A 23,620-nucleotide genomic window follows, 5' to 3' on the forward strand; every position below is an offset into this window, starting at 1 on the left:
ACGAAATGGAAAAACGGGCTAGAGGCGGAATTCCTCGCCAAGGTAAAGGCGGCGCACGTCCGGATCGGCGACGATCTCATCCGGGCTGCCCTCGGTCAGGATTTCCCCGGCATAGACGATGTAGGCGCGATCGGTGAGGCCGAGCGTCTCGCGCACATTGTGGTCGGTGATCAGCACGCCGATGCCGCGGTTGGTGAGGTGGCGGACGAGGTCCTGGATGTCGCCGACCGCGATCGGATCGATGCCGGCAAAGGGCTCGTCGAGCAGCATGTAGTTCGGACGCGTCGCCAGCGCGCGCGCGATCTCGACGCGGCGCCGCTCGCCGCCGGACAGCGCGATCGACGGCGATTTCCGCAGGCGCGTGATGTTGAATTCGTCGAGCAGCGAGTCGAGCTGCTGCTCGCGCTTCTTGCGCGAGGGCTCGACCACTTCGAGCACGGCGCGGATGTTCTGCTCGACGGTGAGACCGCGGAAGATCGAGGCTTCCTGCGGCAGATAGCCGATGCCGAGCCGTGCGCGCTGATACATCGGCAGCTTGGTGACGTCGTGGCCGTCGAGCTCGATGGCGCCGCGATCGGCCTTGATCAGGCCGGTGATCATGTAGAACACGGTGGTCTTGCCGGCGCCGTTGGGCCCGAGCAGGCCGACCGCTTCGCCGCGGCGCACATAGATGCTGACGCCGCGCACGACTTGGCGGCTGCCAAAACTCTTTTCCACGCTATGCACAGCCAGGAAGCCCGGCCGCTTCAAGAGCTGAGGCCCGCCGGAACCGTTGGTCCTGCCGGCAGACCTCACGGGATGAACCGCCTGGGCCCGGGGCGGCTCGGCCTCATAGTCGCCTTGATAGTCCCCTTGGAACTGATCGGGCGCATGCATCGGCTGGTTCCGGGCGATCGGCGGCGCGTCCCTGACCGGGCTGGCCACGAGGCCGCCGACGCTGTCACCGAGCGCGGTGATGTCCTGGCGCGCAAATCCTGGCCGGCCGCGTTTGGCGGGGCGCCGACGGAACATGCTGAAGAGATCGACCATCCCCGCCTTCTAGCCTTTCGCGACGATCCTGCGCGGTTTTCGCGCGATCTGCCCGCGCCGGCCTCAGGATTCGCCGACGCAGCATGAATGAAGGCATGTCTCATGCCCAGTGAAACACGCCCGAAAAGCGGCGAACCCCGCTTCGAAAGCCCTTCGCGCTAGATACAGTCTCGCCGGGCAAGCTTCAACCTCGGATCGGGAGTCTCCAGATCAAGGCGTTGAAATCGCGAACGGAATTTACTTTGGCTTGTTTCCGCCGGGCAACTGCAAAGGCGGGGCCGCGCCCGGGGCCACCGGCGTCCCGCATTTGCCGTTCTGTCCGCCCTGGGACTGGATGAACAGGCCTTGCACCCTTCCGCTGTCCGACTCCACCCTGGAGACGCCCGTGGTCATGTCGACCAGGAGGCGGTCGCCGCGCAGCACGTTCTGGCACTGGGTCAGCACGACCTGGCTCCCAGCTCCGCCGAGCATGGTGATGAGATTGGTCTTCGTATCGAACACCGCGGTCTCGCCGGTCACCACCTGGTCCTTTTGGGTGACCACGACATTGCCGCGTGCCTCCAGCCGCTTGATCGAGGAGCTACCGCCCGGGCCCGGTGTCGCCGACTGGATCGGCGCCGCCTTCGCACCCTTTGCTGCCGCAGGCTGCGGCGTCGCCGGCTTGTCACCACCCGATTCGTAGAACACCACCAGCGTCTTCGAGGTCATGGTGGTATCGCCCTGCACGACCTTCACGTTGCCCGAGAAGGTCGCCTCCTTTTTCTTGTCGCGCATCTCGAGCGATGCAGCGTCGATCTGGATCGGCTGATCGCGGTTCTGCGAAAAACCCTGCATCGCGTTGGGCACGCTCGCCGAGCTCTGTGCGTGCGCCGCATCTGCAGTGAGCAGCAAGAGACCGGAGACAAGCGTCGCTACACTGACAGCAATGCGACGCTTGCTCAGATGAAGATGGGTCATGAGAATCATTTTGAATTCGCGGATTTGTTCTTGGACTTCGCCGCCGGCGGCGGCGTGGGCTCGACCGGCGCGGGCGCGCTGGCGGCGGGATCGTCCAGCTTGTCGAGGTGCATCACCACATTGCCTTCGAAGCGGATGACGTCGCCGCCCTCCGTGATCCGCAGCCGATCGGCGGTCAGCGTTCCGTTGGTCAGCTTGACGTCGACATGCTCATCCGAGGAGACCGTGCCCTTGCCCATGTCGACGAAGGCCGAGTTCAGCCGCGCCTCATAGCCGGTCGAGGTGCGCAGGAAGATGTCCTTGTGCAGGTCGAGCTGCTGCTGCTTGTTGTCGAATCTTCCGGTGCGGGCATCGAGAAACAGGGTCGATTGGTCTTCCATCAGCACTTTCGCGCGCAAATCATGGAGATCGACATGATCGGGATCGGTGATGTCCTGGGTCGCGGTCTTGGCCCAGAGCTCGTAGGGCCGTTGGTCCGGAGTAAAGCCGGACATATGCGGCGATTCCATCGTGATCTTGGTGCCTGTGACCACGAGATTTCCGGAGTCGAGCTTCACGGGGATCTGGAACGGGTTGAAAATGGTCGAGATAAGGACGAGCAGACCCATTGCCGCAGCCACTGTCGCCGGCACCGCGACGCGCAGAATCCGCACCAGGCGGCTGTGGCGCGCCGCGCTGGCGAACTTCGCCGCAAGCGCGGCATCATAGGTGACATGATGGGCCGAATTCACCTGGGCTCCTGAGGTGTCGCTCGCCTGGTCCGGCTGGCGGGCGCCCCATTGTAGCCGGCAACGCCAAAATATGCAGCCAGCGACAGGCCGTTACGAAAGTGTCTGAAACGGGGCGACCGCCCCAACCCGGCCGCGACGCGAAACGCTAGGAATGCGCGAAAATGTCCTCTTCGGCCCAACCCTGGAGATCGAGCAAAGCACGGGTCGGCAGGAAGTCGAAACAGGCCTTGGCCAGCGCGGTGCGGCCTTCCCGCGCCAGCATGGCATCGAGCCGCTCGCGCAAGCCGTGCAGATGCAGCACGTCGGAGGCGGCGTAGGCGAGCTGCGGCTCGGTCAGGCTGTCGGAACCCCAATCGCTCGATTGCTGCTGCTTGGAGAGGTCGACATTGAGCACCTCGCGCACGAGGTCCTTGAGGCCATGGCGGTCGGTATAGGTGCGGATCAGGCGGGAGGCGATCTTGGTGCAGTAGATCGGCCCGGTCATGACGCCAAACGTCTGGTACAGCACCGCGACGTCGAACCGCGCAAAGTGGAAGATTTTCGTGTTCGCGGGATTGGCCAGCAGGGCCTTCAGGTTCGGCGCGTCGGTATGACCCTTGGGGATCTGCACCACGTCTGCGCTGCCGTCGCCGGGCGAGAGCTGCACCACGCAGAGCCGGTCACGATGCGGGTTCAGGCCCATGGTCTCGGTGTCGATCGCCACCGCTCCGGTGTAGCGGGACAGATCGGGCAGGTCGCCGCGGTGCAGGCGTACGGTCATGGCGTTTCAAACCTCAATCGAATCGGTGCGCTTTTGCAAGCTAATCCCCGGGACAGATGCTGGCGAGGGCCGGCCGCGATGTATCCGCTGGCAGCCGCCGGCGCAAGCATCAGGCGCGGCTAGTAATTCAGGCGCACGAGCACGTCGTTGGTGGCGAACGGGCTGGCGGGCGCATCGCAAGCGCCGCGTCGAGCGAAGACGCAGGCCGGCTTGTCATCGCTCATCATCGCGCAACTTCGTTGCGAGAAATCTGCCGGCAATTCGCTGGCCACGCTCGCCGGCCCGATGATGCGGTTGAACCCGGCCTGGTGCGTCTGCACCACAGCCGGAAGGCGTCCCTTGGCCAGGGGGTCGTCCCGATAAAAGGAATAGATCGGCTTGCGGGCCGCGAGCTGCCCGCGTCCGGGCACAAAGGGATAGTTGATCGCGTAGAGGGCCAGACCGCAGGCTTCAGGATCGGCCTCGAGCTCCGCCATCAACTGGGCCACGCCGATGCCGCGCATCCAGTTGTCACGCATGATGAGCGTAGCGCCCGACAGACCGAGCGAGAGCAGCAGCCAGCCGCCACATACGACGGCGAGTGCCCGGGAGCGCCACGCGCTTTGCCGGCGCATCATCTCGACCCAATCGGCGGAGCCAAGCGCCGCCGCGATGATCAGCAGAGCGATCGACAGGAAAATGAAACGGTATTCCTTGTGCACGATCATGCTGTGAAACGCGACGTTCACGACGGCCGCGACGATCAGCAGGGGGGCATGTCGCCAGCCGCGCCAGAGCGCCAGCAGCATCAGCAGCGTCGCGCCCGACCACAGAATTGAAGCCTGCAGAACGTACGCGGCCGCCGGCGCGTCACCGAATTCCGATGCCCGGTCATGCAGGAGGTTTTGCTGAATATTCTGGACGAGCCACGCAAACGGCGCTGAGCCGTGGGCCAGGTCGAGGGCGCCGGACAGCACCAGGACGATGCAAGCGCCCGCGACCAGCGCAATCGCGTTTCGCAGGTCGCGCCAGCACGCCGCCAACGCAAACACCGCACAAGCCGGTACATATTGAAAGCGCCAGACACAGGCGAGAGCAAGCAGTGCGCCTGCGGTGAAGAGCCGGTTTCGCGCGAGTTCGCCCGTCAGCAGATAGGCCGCCGGCAGGATCACGGCCGTCGCCAGCGGTTCGCTCAGCGTGTGGGGCGCGTAGTAGACCAGCTCAAACCAGACCGCGGCGGCAAACGCCGCGACGACGGCATGCGATCTGGAGATGCGTTCGCCGAAATGCCAGGCCGTCACGACGATCGACAACGAGGCAAGCCCGACCACCAGGCGAGGCACGACGAAGGCGCCCCACCCGCCCGGCGCAAGCCAGTCCCCCAGAGCGACCGGCCCTGCGAACAAGGTCGGCAGAAACCAGCTCCGGATACCGTCGCGCCATTCCCAGGTGACGACCCCTTGGTGGCCAAGCAGGCGCCAGGCCGGCTCGAGATATTGATACAGCTCGTCGACGTGAACGATGTTCGGCCAGAAGGCGAGCGGCAGCCGGACTGCCGCAGCCAGCAGCAGCAATGCGCACAAGGCACCGTACCGCGTCGCGAAGCTCTCGGCTCTGACGGCGGGCGCGATGTCGGGCAGAGCCGCGGCGCTGGTGGTCATTGTCGTTTGGTGTCGCCGGCCAAACCGGAGTGGGGCCTGACGTAAACGGTCTCGTAAGCGCCGGTGTATTGCTCGCGCCAGCCTCGCCGCTTCACCAGAAACTCCCGCAGCTGTTGGTGCGCCTTGACCCACAGCACGGCGTCGATCCGGTATTTATCGAGCACCATGTCCCACGCGGCTTCGTCGATCTCCCAGCTCACCAGCTTGAAATAGTCGCGCAGCAAATCGTCCGGATAGGCGGTCGCGGCGCGACCATCGACGAATGGGGGGACGGTGCCGTGCGTCGCGAAGATCAGGTAGCCGCCGACGTTCCAATTGTTCAGGACCCGCCGACCTGCGAGATGTTCTCGCAGGTAGCCGGCATCTTCGCTCGACAGCATCGGCGGAAGCGCGAGCGCCGGCGCCACGCGCAAATAGACCATCGGCAGGGTGCCGAGACCGACGATGCCCGCGGCCAGCAACGGTCCACGCACGTCAAGCGCAGTGAGACGCCGAGGCAGCAAGCGGCTGAGGTGAAGCGCCATCGGTGCGGTCGAGAAGATGAAGAAGAAAGCGATGTACCTGAACTGATACAGCCCCAGAATCAGGAACAGCCAGGACATCAATCTCGGCTCGAGCGGGATGGGCCTGGAGTTTCTGTAGCGGAGCTCGAGCGCGACAAAGGCCAACATGTACAGGATGCCGGGAATGCTGCCCGGCATTTCCATGTTGTGATAGTAAGACAGCCATTCGCCGATATTGCCCTGGACGAAGTGCCCCATCGTTGCGGCGGCACCGGCATAGATATTCCAGCCGAGCGGATTGACGAAGGTCGCGGCAAGGCACCCGATGCCCGCGAGAGCAAGGATCCTGAGATCGGCCCAGGCCCCTCTAAGCACGGCGGCGCCGCAGAAGACGCCGATCACGAAAAAGCCGAGCAGAAAACCGCCGTGCAGATTGGCCCAGAGCACCATCAACAGGGGAAGCACGAACCATCGCGTTCGTCGCAGGCATTCGCGATAGAAGACGACGCAGAACAACATCGTGCATGTATTCGGCGAGACCGCGAGATACATGTTCGGCGAAGCTTCGTAAGCGGGATAGAGCAGGCAGGCCAAGAAGACCGAAACGCAGACCGCGATCGCCGACGCGCCGTAGCCAAGAGAGATCGCGGTCAGGATGCCGACGATCGCCGCGCCGCAGGCCGCCGTCAGCAGGACGAGGCCGCCAAAGCCTGCGTATTGAAACGTCGCACTGGCAAGCGCGTCCCAGAGCCAGGACAGATTGAGCCAAGGCTTGTCGCCATGGGTGAACGACCATGGGTCCTCGAGCGGGAGTGCGTTGCGTTCCCGGATGAGATCTCCGGCCGCCAGATGCCAGCCCAGATCGTAATGACCGAGCAGAAGCGGCGCGTTCAAGACGTAGAACAGGCAGATGAACGAGATCAGGAACAGATAAATCCCCGATCTCAGGAAAAACGGGCTGATCGCGTTCGCAACCTTGTCGAATGCCGGCTCGTGCCAGACTTGGTGCTGATCCACCGCTTCCCTCACGACAAAGCGAGCCCGATGGCTCCGCGCTCGCCGACGGCCGGATGCGAGCCTGCCGGCTGACTTAGGGCCAGTTTGTCTAAAGTGGGGTAAATTTGGATCGTGCAATCGAGGGGTTTGGCGGAATAAATTCGGCTGGAGGGCGGGCTTCCGAAGCTTTCAAGCAGCTGTTTAGACTTGAAAATTCCAGCGTCCAATAATAGTTATTAGAGGTCGAACGGAGGTTCCGGTATGGCTGTGAGCGCCGATTTAGGAGAGACGCTCGAGAGCGTGATGAACGAGCTCGTGGCGTCCGGTCGATACCATTCCAAGCGGCATTAGGTAGCAAACTCACCTTAGACCGGCTGGCGGCAATACTGCCGGTATCACTAGACTCCCGTGAAATTAATTTCACAGGACGGCGTCGTGATCGAGATTGTTCTGAGCGGGCTGATGAAGCGCCGGGCCGAATTGGCCGGGGATATCGAACGGACCCATGAAGCCCTTCGGAAGATGGTTCTGGACCTCGAAAGCCTGGACGCCACCATCGTCCAGTTTGACTCGGATTTTCAGGTTGAGACCATTAAGCCGAAAGCCTTTCGGCCGCCGAAGGATTGGAGCAACCGAGGGCAAATGTCCCGGATCGTGCTCAGCATCCTCCGCCAAGCCGCAGAGCCGCTTACCAGCTGCGATATCACCTTGGAGCTTCTAGTGGGAGCGGGCCTTGGATAAGAGCGATCAGCGGCTCTTGCGGATCATGTCAAAGCGGGTCGGGGCGCCCTTCGGCCTCAGCGGGAAACGGGCTGGCTCGGTGCGAACAGGGGCCGGGGCAGTACATGCTTTGGAAAATCGCTAGTCCGGAGTTACCTTAGTAAGGAGGTACAAAGGCGTTATAGGCGCAAATGCATCACCACCACTACAAAACCATCGGACTAAATATTATAACATTGGCAACCAACTACGTACACTGTACGTTCCAAAGTACCAAATCACCTACGAGGCTGAAAATGAGCGACCGCAACCTTTCTAGGCTTGTCGAGCTAGCAAAGGGCGTTCACATGAACGACGAGCAGCGCAACGAGCAACGAAACAGCTTCGTGTACGGAAACACGAAGATCGAAAACAGCAACGTGACGCGCGAACTAGTGGACGAAATTGCCCGCAGCCTTCGCGAGGAGAGCGTCCATCACGCTTAGCGGGTACATCGTGGCAGGCGATCACAATACGAAGCGAGAAATCGAGAATGGTTTCCGCCAATATGATCTGACTGTAGACGTAATCCGGTACTATTTGGAACCCGAAAGGCCGTTTGCCCTTCGGGTTCCTTTGATTTTGGACCTTCAAAAAGAAGCCGTCGAGGGAATTGAGGCCGAAGCTGGTAAGATTCGGACAGGTCCGGTTGGAATCAACAAGAGCAACCATACGCCGCCGCCGCCGCATTTGGTGCAGGCCCATCTCACTGAGTTTTGTGAATTTATAAACGACAATTGGCACGAGAAGACCGCGTTTTATCTAGCGGCATACGCCATGTGGCGTCTGAATTGGATACACCCTTTCAGTGATGGTAACGGCCGCACGTCGAGAGCCCTCTCGTATGCGCTGCTTGGCATTAAACTGGGCTATGTGCTGCCTGGTTCTCCAACCATTCCTCAGCAGATAGAAGCAGATAACAGTCACTACATAGAGGCGTTGGAAGCGGCTGATGCTGCCGCAGTGAACGGCGCTGAAGATATAAGCGAGATGGAAGAGATGATACGCTCCATGCTCGCAAAGCAATTGCTGAGCATCATTGATGCCGCTGACGGCGTTCAGATTCCCGGCTGAGGTGATTTTTTTCGATTGGGAATCCCTGAGGACTCACTGATACTTGGCTCAACAACAGGCGCGGGCCTGCCCCTGCGATCCCCCACATTTAGTATTTGGTTCAGGAACTGGGTCTAATCATAGACAGACGCGGTTAATACCGCGTAAAAAGAGAACGCCCCGCCGAGTGCGAATCGGCGAGGCGTTTCGGTGGTCTGCGGACGTAGCTCAACTGGATAGAGCGTGCGGTTTCGTATCCCTCAGGTGCCCGTTCGAGTCGGGTCGTCCGCGCCATCTAAAAAGGCTCCCTTGCGGGGGCCTTTTTCTTTACATCGAGACCTTGCCATGAGTCGACTCAGTTGGCAATAAAAATGTACAGTAATGTACAGCGCTGTACAGCAGGTGGAAGTTGACCGAGAAGTCCAAAGGTTTTCGACTGGATTTGGGCGAGCCTTTAGCCAGCGATTTGGCAGACTTTTGTGTTGCTCATTTCAAGGCGCCAGCAACGGAGGTAATCCGCGAGGCGTTGAGCAAGTTCATACAAGCGCGCTTAAACGACGAGCCCGCAGTCAGGCAGCGTTTCGAGGAAGCTCGCAAGGTTCGGCTAGGTGCGAGTGGAAAGAATATTCGTATTCTAACTACCGAGAAGCAACCGCCCTCTGCCAATAGCCCTTCCACTGCCGCGAAACCGGGTGAGTAAGAGCAGCTTCATTTGCTCGCAGTGGTATTGTGTTCCAGATTTTCGATGCGCCGAACGGAGATTTCCAATGAAGCTCAAACTTGCCGCCGCGATGCTCGCCGCAAGCCTGCCGCTGGCATCGATGGCTTTCGCCCAAGGCATCGCGCCAGCCGAGCTTGCGGTGATCGATGGCTGCCTGAAGACTGCGGAGAAAACCGGCGATTTCGGCGGCGCGTGCGTCGGGCTCGTCGCCGACCCCTGCATCAAAGCGGCAAAGGGCGCGAATGACGACGTCGCCAAATGGAAAGCCTGCGCGGCGCGCGAACTCGCCATTTGGACGCAGAAAACCAGTGAGGCGCTAAAGAAGGTTCAGGCCGGCGGGTTCGCCGACGCGATCAAGGCGGTCAATGACTCGCAGAAAACTTTCGCCGCCTCGCGTGATCGCTTCTGCGCGGTCTTCGACAAGGTCGAGCCCGGCATGTACCCGGGCGACGCGAGCTACTGCCGCCTGCGCGAGACCGCGAACCGCTCGCTGAGCCTGATCAAGCTCGGCGCTGCGGTCAACGAGCACTGAGACCTCTTAGGCGCTTGGGGTCATCAGCTTTGCCGACCTTTTCCCACATAGCGACGACGGCTTCGGCCGCGAGCGCGGTGGACGTCGTTCATAGCTCACCTAGCATCCGGGCAAGGCTGTCGGCGCGTAGCGCTTGCCTGAGCGACTGAAGCCAGCCGCCTCCAGATCGCCTGCGATCCCAGCCGACCCGACGAGCGATTTAGGCCATTCGGTACGCCATGAGCGCCGTGCCTCGGTTTTGTGTACCGGTCAGCAGCTCAATTCCCTGCAAAAGCGATTTCAATCGCTTGAGTAGGAGATGGTGCCCAGGAAAGGACTCGAACCTTCACGGCCGTTAAGCCACTGGCACCTGAAGCCAGCGCGTCTACCAATTCCACCACCTGGGCATGCCGGTTAGGCACGGAGGCGGTTACTACGGTTCGGTGACGCGGTTGTCAATTCATGCTTGAACCCCGCTTCGGGATGCGGATTGCGCATCGCAAACCGGCCCGATACAAGCCTGACGAGACGCACTCTTCCCGCAGGATATGGACCCCAGGAATGGATCCCATGGCATCGAATCTGGACACGCTCGTCACGGTTTTCGGCGGATCGGGGTTTTTGGGCCGGAATGTCGTCCGCGCACTGTGCCGGCGCGACTACCGGGTCCGGGTCGCGGTGCGGCGGCCGGAGTTGGCCGGGTACCTCCAGCCCTCCGGCAAGGTCGGGCAGGTCCACACCGTGCAGGCCAACGTGCGCTATCCGGCCTCGATCGAGGCGGCGCTGCGTGATTCGCATGTCGTGATCAATCTGGTCGGCATCCTCGCCGAGGGCGGCGCGCAGAGTTTTGACGCCGTCCAGGCCAAGGGCGCCGAGACCATCGCCAAGGCGGCGGCCGCCGCCGGGGCACAATTGATCCATGTCTCGGCGATCGGCGCCGACGCGGAATCGCCCTCGCGCTATGCCAGGGCCAAGGCGGCCGGCGAAGCCGCAGTCCTGGCCGCGCTGCCGTCGGCCACGATCTTCCGCCCCTCCGTGATGTTCGGTCCCGAAGACCAGTTCACCAACCGCTTCGCGGCGCTGGCCCGGATGTCGCCGGTGCTGCCGCTGATCGGCGGCGACACGAAAATGCAGCCGGTCTATGTCGGCGACGTCGCCACCGCGGTCGCGGATGCCGTCGACGGCAAGGCCAAGGCGGGCGCGATCTACGAGCTCGGCGGCCCGGAAGTGCTGACCATGCGCGAGATCATCGAGGCCATTCTCGAGATCGCCGATCGCAAGCCGATGCTGGTGCCGCTGCCGTTTGGCCTCGCCCGCTTCAAGGCCAACTTCCTGCAATTCGCGCCGGGCGCGCTGAAGCTGACGCCGGACCAGGTCACGCTGCTCGCGCGCGACAATGTGGTGTCGGATGCGGCGAAGGCCGCTGGGCTAACGCTGGAAGGCCTCGGCATCACGCCCGATTCGCTCGAAGCGATCGCCCCGCAATATCTCTGGCGCTTCCGCGCCGCCGGGCAATTCCAGCGCAAGAGCGCGTAGGTATTTTTCACCTCTCCCCGCTTGCGGGGAGAGGTCGGATCGCCCTTGCGATCCGGGTGAGGGGGTACAGGTCCCACCGCGATCTCACGTCTGGAGAGAGGCCCCTCACCCCAACCCTCTCCCCGTAAGAACGGGGCGAGGGAGTGCACCGCGGGCTTGGTGCGAATCTCACAGTCGCGAGAATCTCCGCTTCTGAGCGCGTCGACGTCCTCGGAAGTTTACCGCCCCAGCGCCAGCGCGATCAGGCCGAGCGTGCCGACGATCACGCGCCACCAGGCGAACACGACGAAGCCGTGGCGGGTGACGTATTCCAGGAACGTCTTCACCACGATGATCGCGGTGACGAACGACACCACGAAGCCGATCGCGACGATGCCCATGTGGTCCATCGTCATCTCGGAGCGGTTCTTGTAGAAATCGTAGGCGAACGCGCCAATCATGGTGGGAATGGCGAGGAAGAACGAGAACTCCGCCGCCGCGCGCTTGTCGGCCCCCAGGAACATCGCCGCGACGATGCTGGCACCGGAGCGCGACACGCCCGGGATCATCGCGATGCACTGCGCGATGCCGATATAGAGATACATCAGCAACGGAAACCGGGTGGCGTCGTGCTCGCGCGCCTTGAGATCGAGCTTATCGACCCAGAGCAGGATGGCGCCCCCGACGATCAGCGAGAAGCACACCACCCATGGATTGAACAGCATGCTCTTGATGTATTTGCCGGCGACGAGACCGACGATGACCGCGGGCAGGAACGCCACCAGGACGCCAATCACGAAGCGGCGCGCATAGGCGTCGCCCGTGAACATGCCGATCGCGACGTCCCACAATTTCTTGAAGTACAACACGACGATCGCGAGGATCGCGCCGAGCTGGATCAGGACCGTAAACGAATCCCAGAACGCGCCCTCGCCGAGATGGAAAAAGCGCTCCGCAAGCAGCAAATGGCCGGTCGAGGATACAGGAAGGAACTCGGTCACACCCTCGATGATGCCGAGGATCACTGCCCGGATTGCATCTGACATATTTACGGTCCATTTCGGCTGGAAAAGCGGGGATCTTCTCGCCCATCCGCTCCCTTGCTGCAATCGCAAAATGCGGCGTCGCGCCCTTGCTTCGCGGTTTTGAATGACTAGTGTGGCGCCGCACAAAACATTGATGGATTCTTAAGCACCATCACATAGTCAAAGGCTTCATGTTTACGCTGTTTCATCATCCGTTCTGCCCGCACTCGCGATTCATTCGCCTGATCGCGGGAGAATACGGGCTTGAGCTGAAGTTGATCGAAGAGCGCAGCTGGGAGCGGCGCGAAGCATTTCTGCTGCTCAATGCGGCGGGCACGACGCCCGTCCTGGTGGACGACGAGCAGCCGCCGATCCCGGGCGCGGCGATCGTCGCCGAATATGTCGACGAGGCCTATGGCTCCGAGATGGGACTGAAGCGCCTGATGCCGGACACGATCGGCGAGCGCGTCGAGGTCCGCCGGCTGATGGCCTGGTTCAACGAAAAGTTTTTCGAGGAAGTCTCTCACCCGCTCGTCACCGAGCGCATCTACAAGCGCTTCATGAGCGAGGACAACGGCGGCGGACCGCCCTCGGCCGACGTGATGCGCGCCGCCAAGGCAAATGTGCGCTATCATCTGGCCTATATCGGCTGGCTGGCGCAGACGCGTAATTTCCTCGCCGGCGACCGGCTCAGCTACGCGGATCTCGCCGCCGCGGCGCACCTCTCGGCGATCGACTATCTGGGCGACGTGCCATGGAGCGAGGACGACGCGGCAAAGGCGTGGTACGCACGGGTGAAATCCCGCCCGTCGTTCCGTCCGCTGTTGAGCGAATGGCTGGCCGGCGTGCCGGCGTCGCGGACCTACGTGGACCTCGACTTCTGAATTCCGATCCGACCGAACTGAAGACGGCGCTTGCAAACGAGGCACGTGCGCTCGGCTTCGATTGCATCGGCATCACGGAGCCCGGCACGATCGAAAGCGCCGGAAAACATTTCCTCGAGTTCATCGCATCCGGCGGCCATGGCGACATGGACTGGCTCGCCGCGCAGCCGGAGCGCCGGGTCGATCCGCGCGGGCTGTGGCAGGACGTGCGCAGCGTCATCATGCTCGGCGTCAATTACGGACCCGATCAGGATCCGCTCGCGATCCTGCAACAGCGCACGCGCGCGGCGATCTCGGTCTATGCGCAAGGCGACGACTATCACGACCTCATCAAGAAGCGCCTGAAGGCACTGGCGCGATGGCTGGTCGCGACCTCAACTTGTGAGGTGAAGCCTTGCGAAGTGAAGGTGTTCGTCGACACCGCGGCCGTGATGGAGAAGCCGCTGGCGCAAGCCGCGCATCTGGGCTGGCAGGGCAAGCATACCAATCTGGTCTCACGCGAATTCGGCTCCTGGCTGTTTCTCGGCGCGATCTACACCACGCTGGAACTGCCGCGCGACGACGCCGAGATCGATCATTGCGGCTCGTGCCGGGCGTGCCTCGACATCTGCCCGACCGCCGCCTTCCCCGCGCCCTACAGGCTCGATGCAAGGCGATGCATCTCGTATCTCACCATCGAGAACAAGGGACCGATCCCGCGCGAATTTCGCAAAAACATCGGCAACCGCATCTATGGCTGCGATGATTGCCTCGCCGCCTGCCCCTGGAACAAGTTCGCGCAGGAGGGCCGCGAGGCCAAGCTCGCCGCACGTGACGTTTTGCGCGCGCCGGGTCTCGCCGAGCTCGCACGGCTCGACGACGCTGCGTTTCGTGCGCTGTTCACGAAGTCTCCGGTCAAGCGCATCGGCCGCGAGCGCTTTTTGCGCAACGTGCTGATCGCGATCGGCAACTCCGGCGATGCGGCACTGGCGGACGAGGCGCGGCGATTGCTGGAGGATGAGAGCGCGCTGGTGCGCGGGGCTGCGGTGTGGGCGCTAGGGCAGTTGATGCCGCGGGATGAGCTCGAAACGATCAGGACGAATGCGATTGTTGGCGAGCGCGACGAAAGCGTGCATGAGGAGTGGCGCACCGCCTCCTAGTTCCTCCGCTGTCATGCTCCGCGAAAGCGGGGCATCCAGTACGCCGCGGCGTCTCGACTGGACCACAGCCGTCTCGGAGTACTGGATCGCCCGGTCAAGCCGGGCGATGTCACCGTTGTTGTGATGAGAGCGCTTCGCGCCTCCTCACCATGAGGATTGAGCATCTTGATTTCCCCGCAGCTTCCCGCAAAGTCGCGCGTCATGACAAACATGCCTTTCTTCACCCGCGACGGCGACACATTCCATCCGACGGAAGTCGCCAACGGCCCGTGGGATCCGAAATCGCTGCACGGACGCGTCATCATCGGCCTGCTCGGCTTCGCCATCGAGGAGCGCCATTCCGGCCCCGAATTCGTGCCGGCGCGGCTGACCGTCGATATGTTTCGGCTTCCGACCATCGACAAGCCGATCGAGATGACGACACGTCTGGTGCGCGACGGGATGCGCATCCGCGTCGTGGAAGCGGAGTTCTTATCCGGCGGCGTCGGCATGGCGCGCGCTTCGTGCCAGCTGTTGCGGCGAACGCAGAATCCGGACGGCAATGTCTGGTCGCCGCCGAACTGGGACGTGCCGAAGCCGGCTGACATTCCCAAGCCGACCGATCCCAGGCTCGGCATGAACGGCAAATGGACCACGCGACCGATCGTCGGCCACATGGGCTCGCTCGGGCCACGAAAGCTCTGGATGAGCGAGGTGCGCGAGCTGGTCGCGGGCGTGCCGATGACGCCGTTCGTCCGTGTCGCTACCGGCGCAGACTTCGCCAGTCCGTTCGCGAACGCCGGCGACAAGGGGCTCGGCTACATCAACAGCGACGTTACGATCTATCTGCACCGCCTGCCGGTGACGAACTGGATTGGCTTCGAGGTGGTGAACCACCAGGCCACCGATGGTGTGGCGATCGGCGAGTGCTGGCTGTACGATGAAGCGGGCCCGATCGGCACCGCCACAGTTGCGGCGCTGGCGCAGCGCAAGCCGATGGTAAACCCGTCGAAGCGGTAGGTACGCAAGAACGACGGCTAGCCAAAATGCCGCTGCATTTCCGGCCGCGCCTTGAGTTCCGCGCCCTGCCTGGCGACGATCTTCGCGATTCTATCAGGTGCAAACTTCAAATCGACAAACGCCGGCGCGGTGTTGGCGACCTCGCGATAGCTGACGATCCTGCCGTCTCGAAGCGTCATGATCGCCACGCCCTCGAACATCGCCCGCGCGCCATTCGCCTCCGGCAAGGTCGAGCGATAGCTGAACGTGTAGCGCGCATAGAGCGTGGTGCTGTTCGATACCGGGTCGTGCATGTCCCAGCGGAAGTCGGTCGCCGTGCGGTAGAACCAGTCGTCGATCATCGCGGCGATCTTCTCGCGGCCGGCGAAGGCGCCATAGAACACGTCGTGATAGACGCCGTCCTCGGTGAAGAGATCCGCGAAGGCTTTTCCGTTGCGTTGTTCGACGGCGTCGCAGAAGGCGCGCAGCATGGCGGTGGTGGTCATCGGCGATTCTCCCCTCCCATTCTCAGTCATGCCCGGGCGTGACCGGGGCATCCAGTACGCCGCGGCTTCTCGGCTTGAGCACGAGCGCCTCTGGAATACTGGATCGCCCGATCAAGTCGGGCGACGACACCGAGTGCTAGGTCGCGATTTCACCCGATCTCGGCCACCGCGGCAAGAATGCGGGCGATGTCCTGCGGGCGCGAGAGGCGGTGATCGCCGTCCTGGATCATGGTCAGCACGACGTCGTCGGCCGGCAGGCGATGGGTCAGCGCGAACGCGTGCTGCCAGGGCACGTCAGGATCCTGCGCTCCTTGCAGGATGCGAACGGGACAGCCGAGATCGATGGCGCTGCCGAGCACGAGATGGTTGCGCCCCTCCTCGATCAGATTCCGCGTGATCGGATAGGGCGAGCCGTCGCCATAATCCGATGGTCTCAGCCAGACGCCTTTGGTCTCGATCTCCTTCTTCACCGCGGCCGAAAAATTCTTCCACATCAGCTCCTCGGTGAAATCGGGCGCCGGCGCGATCAGCACCAGGCCCGCCAGCGAGGTTTTGGCTTGCTGTGTCTCTTGCCGCTTTTTGATTTCGCGCGCGAGCAACAGCGCCATCCAGCCGCCCATGGACGAGCCGATCAGGACTTGCGGGCCGGCGCAGAACCGCTCGAACACCGCGACGCTTTCCTCGAGCCAGCGCCCGATGGTTCCGTCGGCGAAATCGCCACCGGATTCGCCGTGGCCGGAATAATCGAACCGGACTAATGCACGGCCGTGATCCCGGGCCCATTCGTCCAGCGCCACGGCCTTGCTGCCCCGCATGTCCGATTTGAACCCGCCGAGCCAGACCAGCCCCGGTCCTTGAGCAGATTCTTGACCAGATTCTTGCGCCGCGCGGCGGCGCACTGCGATCCGGCGTGCGGACGGGCCCTCGCCCACATCGATGAAGTCGAGCACGGCATCGGGAATTGCAGGGGTCATGGAACGTTTACTCTGGCTGTGCAGTTTGAGCTGTCCGGACGCGCTCCGCAGCGCAGCCGGACGTCGGCATTTGCCCCTTTGGGACGCTTGCGGAACGGAAGCAAGGTGTCTATGTCCCTCTGCGTGCCCCGCCGTGGCCAAAATGCCTCGCATTTGAGGCTTTTTCGACCGCCGCACGAGCGATTGCTTGCCGGCAACCGTATCTTCCTGCAAAATAGCCGCCTCTTTTCATAACTTTGGAGAACCACCCATTCGCCGTCCCAATAAAGCCCCGCCCACTGCCGCCAAAGACGGGCCGCGCATCAATGACGACATTCGCAATGCGCAGATCCAGCTGATCGATCAGACCGGTGACAACAAGGGCACCATCGAGACCGTCGCGGCTATCCGCCTGGCCCAGGAAGCCGGCATGGATTTGGTCGAGATCTCGCCGAACGTCAGCCCTCCCGTCTGCAAGATCATGGACTACGGGAAGTATAAGTATTCCGCGCAGAAAAAAGCCGCCGAAGCCCGCAAGCGGCAGAAGATCGTCGAGATCAAGGAGATCAAGCTCCGCCCGATGATCGACGACCACGATTACGAAGTGAAGATGCGCGCCATGCAGCGGTTCTTCGAAGAAGGCGACAAGGTCAAGATCACCCTGCGCTATCGCGGCCGCGAAATGGCGCACCAGGAGATCGGCACCAAGCTGCTCGACAAGATCAAGACCGACGTCGCCGAGCTCGCCAAGGTGGAGCAGGACGCGCGGTTCGAGGGCCGTCAGGTCGTCATGGTGCTGGCGCCGCGCTGACGCGAGTTGTTCAGGATTGAGAGTTCAACGGCCCGTCCGGCTTTCCGGCGGGCCGTTTTGTTTTGGCCGAGGAAGAAGGGGAGGGAGCGCATCGAATGCTTGACGACTAACTCCTCGTCGCCTGCCAGGTGCCGCTGCACTGATCGCCGGAGATGATACCCCTCCACGAACCGGCGCCGTTCACGCCGGCAAGCCGACCGCCGCCGCTGGCATGGGACGCCCCGACCGAGACCTGGACCGCGACGGTACCGCTGCGATTGACCTTGCCGGAGACCCGGCCACCGCCGGCGGACGACACCCGACTGCCGGCGACGGTGAAGGGAACGCTGTAGCCGGAGCTGCAGTTGCCGCGGGTGGTGGCGAAGGTGACGTTCCAGACGCCGTCGTAGCCGCGGATGCGAGCATCGGCAGTCGACGGACACGCGGCCATGGCAAGCACGGCCAACAGCGCCAGGCGGCACGGACGAGCGAGATCCGTCAAAGACGGAAGCGATTGGGAAAAATGGGGCATTCTGGTCCTGCTCCGGGCGACACGCTCGGACATGAGGTTAGCAATTCCGGATAGTCGGCGGCTAGGTTCCGCCGGTTCATCGTTGCCAATTCGCCCGTCCTCTGTCATAAGCCCAGCCTTCATTGCCCGGCTGATTAAGGGCTGCCGTGGCGGTGTCCGTGCGGGTTTCGCGCTTGTTCGTAAAACCTGAGCACAATCAACGCTCTAACGAGCATTTTGACGGCCAGCCGCCTTTGCGGGCGGATTTCTATGGCCATTAGGAGAGCCAAATGCCCAAGCTGAAGACCAAATCGGGCGCTAAAAAGCGCTTCAAGGTGACTGCCACCGGCAAAGTGATGTTCGCGCATCGTAGCAAGCGTCACGGCATGATCAAGCGGACGAAGAAGCAGATCCGGCAGCTGCGCGGCACCGCCGTGCTGTTCAAGACCGACGGCGACAACGTCAAGAAGTACTTCTTGCCGAACGCCTGATCGCGTCCACGATCATTGCCACCCGCGCCGCAGCTTTCGCGGCGATCCGAACATCAAGTCACTTCTGAAGGATATTTGTCATGGCTCGCGTCAAACGCGGTGTGACCGCCCACGCCAAGCACAAGAAAGTCTACAAGGCCGCCAAGGGTTTCCGCGGCCGCCGCAAGAACACGATCCGCACCGCCAAGCCGGCGGTCGAGAAGGCTCTCGTGTATGCCTTCCGTGATCGCAAGCGCAAGAAGCGGACGTTCCGCGCGCTCTGGATCCAGCGCATCAACGCCGCCGTGCGTCCGTTCGGCCTGACCTACAGCCGCTTTATCGACGGCATGGCCAAGTCCGGGATCACCGTGGACCGCAAGGTGCTGTCGGATCTCGCGATCAACGAGCCCGCGTCGTTCCAGGCGATCGCCGAGAAGGCCAAGGCCGCTCTCGCGGCCTGAAAAGCCTAACGGCCGGCTCCGCCGGCCTTCAGCGCGCGTTGCGAGTAGCGCTGGGCGATCTCCGCCCGGCAGAATGCGGTGAATGACAGATACATGGTGCCGGATTTATTCCGGTACTTCCGGTCGCACACGCGCAGCTCGCGTTGGTAAGCCTGTTTCCGCGCAGCGTTGAGGCCGGGCATGAAGTCCGCCTCGCATTTCTTCTCGACGGCGGCGCCGAGCTGGACATCGCCGCTCGCGGTCAATTGGCAATCCTGAAACACTTTCATCGCGCTTTCGCAGCCCTTCTGGGCACCGATGGTGTCGACGACCTCGTCCAGCGTCATGGATTTCTCCATGCAGACCATGGCGCGCGCCGGGGTGCTCGTGACAGAGAGAACGACGGCGAGAGCAGCCAGACCGGATCTTGAGAGCATCGCGAAAGTCTCCTCATATCCTCCTTGGTGCCAGCCTCCCGCGCGAGGTTCAACCCAGCCGCTCGTCAGCCCGAATGACCGGCTTTTCGCTTGACGTTACGGCCTTCGGGCGGCGACAACCCAGCCGAATTTGGCAGCAGGGATTTGACCGTGTCCGACCTCGCAATGCTCGAAACATCCATCCTCGACCAGATCGCCGCCGCCGGCGACGAGGTCGCCCTCGAAGCGGTGCGCGTCGCAGCCCTCGGCAAGAAGGGTTCGATCTCGGCGCTGCTTGCCACGCTCGGAAAAATGTCGCCGGACGAACGCAAGACCCAAGGTGCTGCGATCAACCAGGCCAAGGACAAGGTCACCGAGGCACTCGCCGCGCGGCGCGACGTCTTGAAATCGGCGGCGCTCGACGCGCGGCTTGCGTCGGAAACCATCGACGTCACTCTGCCGCTGCGCGATGCGCCGGCTGAAGCCGGCCGCATCCATCCGCTGAGCCAGGTCTGGGACGAGCTGACCACGATCTTCGCCGATATGGGATTCTCGGTCGCCGAAGGCCCGGATATCGAAACCGACGACTACAACTTCACCAAGCTGAATTTTCCGGAAGGCCATCCCGCCCGCGAGATGCACGACACCTTCTTCTTCCATCCGAAGGAGGACGGCTCCCGCATGCTGTTGCGAACCCACACCTCGCCAGTGCAGGTGCGCACCATGCTGAGCCAGAAGCCGCCGATCCGCGTGATCTGCCCGGGCCGCACCTATCGCATCGATTCGGATGCGACGCACACGCCGCAATTCCACCAGGTCGAAGGCCTCGTCATCGACAAGCACTCGCATCTCGGCCACCTCAAATGGATCCTGCACGAGTTCTGCAAGGCGTTCTTCGAGGTCGACCATATCAACATGCGTTTCCGGCCCTCGTTCTTCCCGTTCACCGAGCCGTCGCTGGAAGTCGACATCCAGTGCCGCCGCGACAAGGGCGAGATCCGCTTCGGCGAGGGCGAGGACTGGCTCGAGATTCTCGGCTGCGGCATGGTGCATCCGAACGTGCTGCGCGCCTGCGGCATCGATCCCGACGAGTACCAGGGCTTCGCCTGGGGCATGGGCATCGACCGCATCGCCATGTTGAAATACGGCATCGCCGATTTGCGCCAGCTGTTCGACAGCGACGTCCGCTGGCTCTCCCATTACGGCTTCAAGCCGCTCGAAGTGCCGACGCTGGCGGGAGGGCTGAGCTCGTGATGGGCTTGCCCGGACGCACGAAGACTCTCTCCGTTCCCTCCGCGGAGAAAACCCTCTCCCTGCCCCTCCCCCGCAAGCGGGGGAGGGAATGGATGGAGCGCGTGCGGGGCGTCCGTCTCATGGATACGTATTCTCGCTCCACGCGAGAGGTCGGGCTCCCTCCCCCGCGAGCGGGGGAGGGTTGGGGAGAGGGTTTCTCCGCAAAGGGGCTGCCGATGGTCGATCCCAAACATCCGGACTGGAAAGTACCGGTCAAACTACGAGCCAATGCGCGCACGCTCAGACGCAATTCGACCGATGCGGAGCGCATCCTCTGGTCGGAGCTGCGCGCCGGCCGATTGAATGGCGCAAGCTTTCGACGCCAGGTGCCGATCGAGAACTACATTGCCGATTTCATCTGCCATGCAGCCAAGCTCATCATCGAGCTCGATGGCGGCCAACACTTCTCGGATGAGGGCGAACGCGCCGATGCGCGGCGATCTGCCGTGATCGAAGCGGAAGGTTTGAAAGTCCTCCGTTTCAGCAACCTTGATGTCATGACGAATCGCGCCGGCGTTCTCGAAACAATCGCCACCACCATTGCGGAGAGAGCCCCCACCCCAACCCTCCCCCGCAAGCGGGAGAGGGAGCAGACCGTACCCGCGGAGAAAAAGCAGCCATGAAATTCACTCTCTCCTGGCTGAAGGAACATCTCGACACCGACGAGCCGCTGGACAAGCTGGCCGAGAAGCTCACCATGATCGGGCTCGAGGTCGAGAACATCGAGGACAAGGCGAAGGCGCTGAAGCCCTTCACCATCGCGAAGGTGATCTCCGCCGAGCAGCATCCGAATGCGGATCGTCTGCGCGTCTGCATCGTCGACACCGGTGACGGTGGCGCGCCCGTGCAGGTGGTGTGCGGAGCGCCGAATGCGCGGACGGGGCTCGTCAGCGTGTTTTCGCCGCCCGGCACCTACATTCCCGGCAAGGACATCACGCTCGGTGTCGGCACCATCCGGGGTGTCGAGAGCCGCGGCATGCTGTGCTCGGCGGCCGAATTGCAGATTTCCAACGACCATGACGGCATCATGGAATTGCCCGCGGATGCGCCGATCGGCGCTGCTTACGCTGCATGGGCCGGCCTCGGCGATCCCGTGGTCGAGATCAATCTGACACCGAACCGGCAGGACTGCACCGGCGTGCACGGCATCGCGCGCGATCTTGCCGCCGCCGACATGGGCAAGTTCAAGGACCCCACCATCAAGCCGATCAAGGGCGAATTTCCTTGCCCGGTGAAGGTCACGGTCGAGGACGCGACGTTGTGCCCGGGTTTTGCGCTGCGGCTCGTGCGCGGCGTGAAGAACGGGCCGTCGCCGGAGTGGCTGCAGAAGCGGCTGACCGCGATCGGGCTGCGTCCGATCAACGCGCTGGTCGACATCACCAACTTCATGACTTACGACCGCGCGCGGCCGCTGCACGTGTTCGACGCGAAGAAAGTGAAGGGCCATCTCGTGGTGCGCCGCGCCCGTGACGGCGAGACGCTGCTCGCGCTGGACGGCCGCACCTACAATCTCGATCCCAACGTCTGCGTGATCGCGGACGAGCACGGCGTCGAATCGCTCGCCGGCATCATGGGCGGCGAGGCCTCGGGCTGCGACGAGACCACCACGGACGTGCTGATCGAATCGGCGCTGTGGAACGAGATCAACATCGCCCAGACCGGCCGCAAGCTCGGCATCAATTCGGACGCGCGCTACCGTTTCGAGCGCGGTGTCGATCCGGCTTTCATGGTGCCGGGGCTGGAGCTCGCGACCAAACTCGTGCTGGAGATGTGCGGCGGCACGCCGTCGGAGAACGTCGTGGTCGGCAAGACCTTCGGCGACGACCGCGTGATCGATTTTCCGGTCAACGAGGTCAAGCGGCTGTCGGGCATCGAAGTGCCGATGCCGGAGATGAAGCGCATCCTGACCCATCTCGGCTTCATGATGGCGGGCCCGGGTCCGGTCGTGAAGGTCGCCGTGCCGTCGTGGCGTACCGACGTGCACGGCAAAGCCGACATCGTCGAGGAAGTCGTCCGCATCCACGGCGTCGACAAGGTGCCGATGACGCCGTTCGAGCGCGGCGAGGACGCACGCAAACCCGTGCTGACCCCGCTCCAGCTCCGCACCCGCCGCGCCAGGCGCGCGCTGGCGAGCCGCGGCATCATCGAAGCGGTGACATGGTCCTTCATCACGAAATCCGCGGCCGAGTTGTTCGGCGGCGGCCGGCGCGAACTCGAGGTCGCCAACCCGATCGCGTCGGATTTGTCCGACATGCGCCCGACCCTGTTGGCGGGCCTGATCGCGGCGGCGCAGGCCAATGCCGATCGCGGCTTTGGCGATGTCGCGCTGTTCGAAGTCGGGCAGGTGTTCAAGGGCGATCGCCCGCAGGATCAGTTCATGGCGGCAAGCGGCGTCCGCCGCGGCTTTGCGTCATCGCAGGGTCTCGGACGGCACTGGTCGGGTTCGGCGCAGGCTGATTTGTTCGACGCCAAGGCCGATGCGCTCGCGGTGCTCGCCGCTGCCGGCGCGCCGATGCAGGCGCTTCAGATCGTCGCGGGCGGCCCGTCCTGGCTGCATCCCGGGCGCTCCGGCACGATCCAGATCGGGCCGCAGAACGTGCTGGGTTATTTCGGCGAGATGCATCCGCGCGCGCTCGAAGCGCTCGGCGCCGGCGGCCCGCTGATGGTATTCGAGGTGATCCTCGACCGCATCCCCGAAGCGAAGAAGAAGCCGACCCGTGCCAAGCCCGTGATCGAGCTGTCGGCATTTCAGCCCGTGTCGCGTGACTTCGCCTTCATCGTCGACCGCACCGTGAAGGGCGGCGACATCGTGCGCGCGGCCCAGAGCGTCGACAAGAAGCTGATCACCGCTGTGAACGTATTCGACGTCTACGAAGGCAAGGGCATCGACGACGGCAAGAAGTCGATCGCAATCGCGGTGACGATCCAGCCGCGCGAAAAGACCCTGACCGACCAGGAGATCGAGGCCGTTGGCGCGAAGATCGTGGCGGAGGTGACGAAGAAGACCGGCGGCACTTTGAGAGCATGATCATGCTCGAGA

26 protein-coding genes and 2 tRNA genes are annotated in these 23,620 nt (G+C 62.9%); 16 read left to right on the forward strand and 12 right to left on the reverse strand.

Going from position 1 to position 23,620, the window contains the following annotated elements:
• Positions 1-18 precede the first annotated feature (18 nt).
• From lptB to ABIB91_RS26090, 6 genes are all read right to left on the reverse strand, one after another.
• On the reverse strand, positions 19-1,029 hold the full coding sequence (gene lptB / locus ABIB91_RS26065; protein ID WP_354168482.1) for an LPS export ABC transporter ATP-binding protein: 1,011 nt from the start codon (positions 1,027-1,029) through the stop codon (positions 19-21).
• 237 nt (positions 1,030-1,266) lie between these two features.
• A complete protein-coding gene (locus ABIB91_RS26070; protein ID WP_354168484.1) occupies positions 1,267-1,995 on the reverse strand; it encodes an LptA/OstA family protein in 729 nt (242 codons plus the stop codon).
• Complete coding sequence (lptC, locus tag ABIB91_RS26075) at positions 1,992-2,717, reverse strand: LPS export ABC transporter periplasmic protein LptC (RefSeq protein WP_354168486.1); 726 nt, start codon at positions 2,715-2,717, stop codon at positions 1,992-1,994. Before lptC ends, ABIB91_RS26070 begins: the two co-directional genes overlap by 4 nt.
• Before the next feature lie 145 nt (positions 2,718-2,862).
• Positions 2,863-3,477, reverse strand: a complete 615-nt coding sequence (locus tag ABIB91_RS26080; RefSeq protein WP_007598566.1) for a ribonuclease D — start codon at positions 3,475-3,477, stop codon at positions 2,863-2,865.
• 119 nt (positions 3,478-3,596) lie between these two features.
• Complete coding sequence (locus tag ABIB91_RS26085) at positions 3,597-5,117, reverse strand: glycosyltransferase family protein (protein WP_354168488.1); 1,521 nt, start codon at positions 5,115-5,117, stop codon at positions 3,597-3,599.
• Positions 5,114-6,637, reverse strand: coding sequence for a hypothetical protein (locus tag ABIB91_RS26090; protein WP_354168490.1), 1,524 nt, complete (start codon positions 6,635-6,637; stop codon positions 5,114-5,116). The genes ABIB91_RS26085 and ABIB91_RS26090 overlap by 4 nt, the downstream gene beginning before the upstream one ends.
• Before the next feature lie 414 nt (positions 6,638-7,051).
• On the opposite strand from ABIB91_RS26090, the gene ABIB91_RS26095 reads away from it, so the two are divergent.
• From ABIB91_RS26095 to ABIB91_RS26120, 6 genes are all read left to right on the forward strand, one after another.
• On the forward strand, positions 7,052-7,357 hold the full coding sequence (locus tag ABIB91_RS26095; RefSeq protein WP_354168492.1) for a hypothetical protein: 306 nt from the start codon (positions 7,052-7,054) through the stop codon (positions 7,355-7,357).
• A 275-nt stretch (positions 7,358-7,632) separates the two neighbouring features.
• Positions 7,633-7,821 carry a hypothetical protein gene (locus ABIB91_RS26100; protein ID WP_354168494.1) on the forward strand — a complete coding sequence of 63 codons (189 nt, stop codon included), beginning with the start codon at positions 7,633-7,635 and terminating at the stop codon, positions 7,819-7,821.
• 10 nt (positions 7,822-7,831) lie between these two features.
• Positions 7,832-8,449: a Fic family protein gene (locus ABIB91_RS26105; protein ID WP_354168496.1), complete on the forward strand. Its 618-nt coding sequence runs from the start codon at positions 7,832-7,834 to the stop codon at positions 8,447-8,449.
• Positions 8,450-8,645: 196 nt separating this feature from the next.
• Positions 8,646-8,722: transfer RNA gene (locus ABIB91_RS26110), tRNA-OTHER, on the forward strand.
• Positions 8,723-8,837: 115 nt separating this feature from the next.
• Positions 8,838-9,128 carry a hypothetical protein gene (locus ABIB91_RS26115; protein WP_354168498.1) on the forward strand — a complete coding sequence of 97 codons (291 nt, stop codon included), beginning with the start codon at positions 8,838-8,840 and terminating at the stop codon, positions 9,126-9,128.
• Positions 9,129-9,195: 67 nt separating this feature from the next.
• Positions 9,196-9,681: a lysozyme inhibitor LprI family protein gene (locus ABIB91_RS26120; RefSeq protein ID WP_354168500.1), complete on the forward strand. Its 486-nt coding sequence runs from the start codon at positions 9,196-9,198 to the stop codon at positions 9,679-9,681.
• A 299-nt stretch (positions 9,682-9,980) separates the two neighbouring features.
• On the opposite strand, the gene ABIB91_RS26125 is transcribed toward ABIB91_RS26120, so the two are convergent.
• Positions 9,981-10,067, reverse strand: a tRNA-Leu gene (locus ABIB91_RS26125).
• 163 nt (positions 10,068-10,230) lie between these two features.
• Between ABIB91_RS26125 and ABIB91_RS26130 the strand changes: the two genes are divergently transcribed.
• Entirely contained in the window at positions 10,231-11,196 is a 966-nt protein-coding gene (locus ABIB91_RS26130; protein WP_354168502.1) for a complex I NDUFA9 subunit family protein, read from the forward strand.
• Between the two features lie 218 nt (positions 11,197-11,414).
• On the opposite strand, the gene ABIB91_RS26135 is transcribed toward ABIB91_RS26130, so the two are convergent.
• Entirely contained in the window at positions 11,415-12,221 is an 807-nt protein-coding gene (locus ABIB91_RS26135) for an undecaprenyl-diphosphate phosphatase (protein WP_275168882.1), read from the reverse strand.
• Between the two features lie 170 nt (positions 12,222-12,391).
• Here ABIB91_RS26135 and ABIB91_RS26140 point away from each other — a divergent pair, with 170 nt between their 5' ends.
• The 3 genes from ABIB91_RS26140 (at position 12,392) to ABIB91_RS26150 (ending at position 15,222) form a co-directional block, all read left to right on the forward strand.
• Positions 12,392-13,084, forward strand: coding sequence for a glutathione S-transferase family protein (locus ABIB91_RS26140; protein WP_007598553.1), 693 nt, complete (start codon positions 12,392-12,394; stop codon positions 13,082-13,084).
• Positions 13,033-14,223, forward strand: a complete 1,191-nt coding sequence (queG, locus tag ABIB91_RS26145) for a tRNA epoxyqueuosine(34) reductase QueG (RefSeq protein ID WP_354168505.1) — start codon at positions 13,033-13,035, stop codon at positions 14,221-14,223. The genes ABIB91_RS26140 and queG overlap by 52 nt, the downstream gene beginning before the upstream one ends.
• 201 nt (positions 14,224-14,424) lie before the next feature.
• Positions 14,425-15,222 (forward strand): acyl-CoA thioesterase domain-containing protein, encoded by a 798-nt coding sequence (locus tag ABIB91_RS26150; RefSeq protein WP_354168507.1) that lies wholly within the window; start codon positions 14,425-14,427, stop codon positions 15,220-15,222.
• Positions 15,223-15,239: 17 nt separating this feature from the next.
• Here the strand turns inward: ABIB91_RS26150 and ABIB91_RS26155 are convergent, their stop codons facing one another.
• The gene (locus tag ABIB91_RS26155; RefSeq protein ID WP_354168509.1) at positions 15,240-15,707 is read right to left on the reverse strand and encodes a nuclear transport factor 2 family protein; all 468 of its coding nucleotides are present in this window, start codon (positions 15,705-15,707) and stop codon (positions 15,240-15,242) included.
• A gap of 149 nt (positions 15,708-15,856) precedes the next feature.
• Complete coding sequence (locus tag ABIB91_RS26160) at positions 15,857-16,681, reverse strand: alpha/beta hydrolase (protein ID WP_354168511.1); 825 nt, start codon at positions 16,679-16,681, stop codon at positions 15,857-15,859.
• Positions 16,682-16,931: 250 nt separating this feature from the next.
• Between ABIB91_RS26160 and infC the strand changes: the two genes are divergently transcribed.
• Positions 16,932-17,471 carry a translation initiation factor IF-3 gene (infC, locus tag ABIB91_RS26165; protein WP_085349942.1) on the forward strand — a complete coding sequence of 180 codons (540 nt, stop codon included), beginning with the start codon at positions 16,932-16,934 and terminating at the stop codon, positions 17,469-17,471.
• Between the two features lie 106 nt (positions 17,472-17,577).
• Here infC and ABIB91_RS26170 read toward each other — a convergent pair whose 3' ends face one another.
• The gene (locus ABIB91_RS26170; protein WP_354168513.1) at positions 17,578-17,982 is read right to left on the reverse strand and encodes a hypothetical protein; all 405 of its coding nucleotides are present in this window, start codon (positions 17,980-17,982) and stop codon (positions 17,578-17,580) included.
• Between the two features lie 269 nt (positions 17,983-18,251).
• Here ABIB91_RS26170 and rpmI point away from each other — a divergent pair, with 269 nt between their 5' ends.
• Both rpmI and rplT read left to right on the forward strand, forming a co-directional pair.
• Positions 18,252-18,452 (forward strand): 50S ribosomal protein L35, encoded by a 201-nt coding sequence (gene rpmI / locus ABIB91_RS26175; RefSeq protein ID WP_007598540.1) that lies wholly within the window; start codon positions 18,252-18,254, stop codon positions 18,450-18,452.
• A gap of 80 nt (positions 18,453-18,532) precedes the next feature.
• The gene (rplT, locus tag ABIB91_RS26180; RefSeq protein ID WP_007598538.1) at positions 18,533-18,892 is read left to right on the forward strand and encodes a 50S ribosomal protein L20; all 360 of its coding nucleotides are present in this window, start codon (positions 18,533-18,535) and stop codon (positions 18,890-18,892) included.
• 5 nt (positions 18,893-18,897) lie between these two features.
• Here the strand turns inward: rplT and ABIB91_RS26185 are convergent, their stop codons facing one another.
• Positions 18,898-19,308: a hypothetical protein gene (locus ABIB91_RS26185; protein WP_354168516.1), complete on the reverse strand. Its 411-nt coding sequence runs from the start codon at positions 19,306-19,308 to the stop codon at positions 18,898-18,900.
• A gap of 150 nt (positions 19,309-19,458) precedes the next feature.
• Between ABIB91_RS26185 and pheS the strand changes: the two genes are divergently transcribed.
• The 3 genes from pheS to pheT all read left to right on the forward strand — a co-directional run bounded on the left by pheS (position 19,459) and on the right by pheT (position 23,608).
• Positions 19,459-20,541 (forward strand): phenylalanine--tRNA ligase subunit alpha, encoded by a 1,083-nt coding sequence (gene pheS, locus ABIB91_RS26190; protein ID WP_354168518.1) that lies wholly within the window; start codon positions 19,459-19,461, stop codon positions 20,539-20,541.
• Between the two features lie 215 nt (positions 20,542-20,756).
• Positions 20,757-21,203: an endonuclease domain-containing protein gene (locus tag ABIB91_RS26195; RefSeq protein ID WP_354168520.1), complete on the forward strand. Its 447-nt coding sequence runs from the start codon at positions 20,757-20,759 to the stop codon at positions 21,201-21,203.
• Positions 21,200-23,608 (forward strand): phenylalanine--tRNA ligase subunit beta, encoded by a 2,409-nt coding sequence (gene pheT, locus ABIB91_RS26200; RefSeq protein WP_354168522.1) that lies wholly within the window; start codon positions 21,200-21,202, stop codon positions 23,606-23,608. Before ABIB91_RS26195 ends, pheT begins: the two co-directional genes overlap by 4 nt.
• The last annotated feature ends 12 nt before the right edge of the window (positions 23,609-23,620 follow it).

This window comes from Bradyrhizobium sp. JR4.3 (assembly GCF_040547695.1).
In the GTDB taxonomy this organism is placed as follows: domain Bacteria; phylum Pseudomonadota; class Alphaproteobacteria; order Rhizobiales; family Xanthobacteraceae; genus Bradyrhizobium; species Bradyrhizobium canariense.

What these genes read in the sequence shown, in the direction of transcription:
- ABIB91_RS26135 (WP_275168882.1), bottom strand. Translation starts at nt 12,221, where the DNA reads ATGTCAGATGCAATCCGGGCAGTGATCCTCGGCATCATCGAGGGTGTG.
- ABIB91_RS26080 (WP_007598566.1), bottom strand. Translation starts at nt 3,477, where the DNA reads ATGACCGTACGCCTGCACCGCGGCGACCTGCCCGATCTGTCCCGCTAC.
- ABIB91_RS26140 (WP_007598553.1), top strand. Translation starts at nt 12,392, where the DNA reads ATGTTTACGCTGTTTCATCATCCGTTCTGCCCGCACTCGCGATTCATT.
- queG (WP_354168505.1), top strand. Translation starts at nt 13,033, where the DNA reads ATGGCTGGCCGGCGTGCCGGCGTCGCGGACCTACGTGGACCTCGACTT.
- ABIB91_RS26160 (WP_354168511.1), bottom strand. Translation starts at nt 16,681, where the DNA reads ATGACCCCTGCAATTCCCGATGCCGTGCTCGACTTCATCGATGTGGGC.
- ABIB91_RS26170 (WP_354168513.1), bottom strand. Translation starts at nt 17,982, where the DNA reads ATGCCCCATTTTTCCCAATCGCTTCCGTCTTTGACGGATCTCGCTCGT.
- rpmI (WP_007598540.1), top strand. Translation starts at nt 18,252, where the DNA reads ATGCCCAAGCTGAAGACCAAATCGGGCGCTAAAAAGCGCTTCAAGGTG.
- ABIB91_RS26130 (WP_354168502.1), top strand. Translation starts at nt 10,231, where the DNA reads ATGGCATCGAATCTGGACACGCTCGTCACGGTTTTCGGCGGATCGGGG.
- pheT (WP_354168522.1), top strand. Translation starts at nt 21,200, where the DNA reads ATGAAATTCACTCTCTCCTGGCTGAAGGAACATCTCGACACCGACGAG.
- ABIB91_RS26085 (WP_354168488.1), bottom strand. Translation starts at nt 5,117, where the DNA reads ATGACCACCAGCGCCGCGGCTCTGCCCGACATCGCGCCCGCCGTCAGA.
- ABIB91_RS26070 (WP_354168484.1), bottom strand. Translation starts at nt 1,995, where the DNA reads ATGATTCTCATGACCCATCTTCATCTGAGCAAGCGTCGCATTGCTGTC.
- ABIB91_RS26185 (WP_354168516.1), bottom strand. Translation starts at nt 19,308, where the DNA reads ATGCTCTCAAGATCCGGTCTGGCTGCTCTCGCCGTCGTTCTCTCTGTC.
- ABIB91_RS26100 (WP_354168494.1), top strand. Translation starts at nt 7,633, where the DNA reads ATGAGCGACCGCAACCTTTCTAGGCTTGTCGAGCTAGCAAAGGGCGTT.
- ABIB91_RS26155 (WP_354168509.1), bottom strand. Translation starts at nt 15,707, where the DNA reads ATGACCACCACCGCCATGCTGCGCGCCTTCTGCGACGCCGTCGAACAA.
- ABIB91_RS26120 (WP_354168500.1), top strand. Translation starts at nt 9,196, where the DNA reads ATGAAGCTCAAACTTGCCGCCGCGATGCTCGCCGCAAGCCTGCCGCTG.
- ABIB91_RS26195 (WP_354168520.1), top strand. Translation starts at nt 20,757, where the DNA reads ATGGTCGATCCCAAACATCCGGACTGGAAAGTACCGGTCAAACTACGA.
- rplT (WP_007598538.1), top strand. Translation starts at nt 18,533, where the DNA reads ATGGCTCGCGTCAAACGCGGTGTGACCGCCCACGCCAAGCACAAGAAA.
- lptB (WP_354168482.1), bottom strand. Translation starts at nt 1,029, where the DNA reads ATGGTCGATCTCTTCAGCATGTTCCGTCGGCGCCCCGCCAAACGCGGC.
- ABIB91_RS26150 (WP_354168507.1), top strand. Translation starts at nt 14,425, where the DNA reads ATGACAAACATGCCTTTCTTCACCCGCGACGGCGACACATTCCATCCG.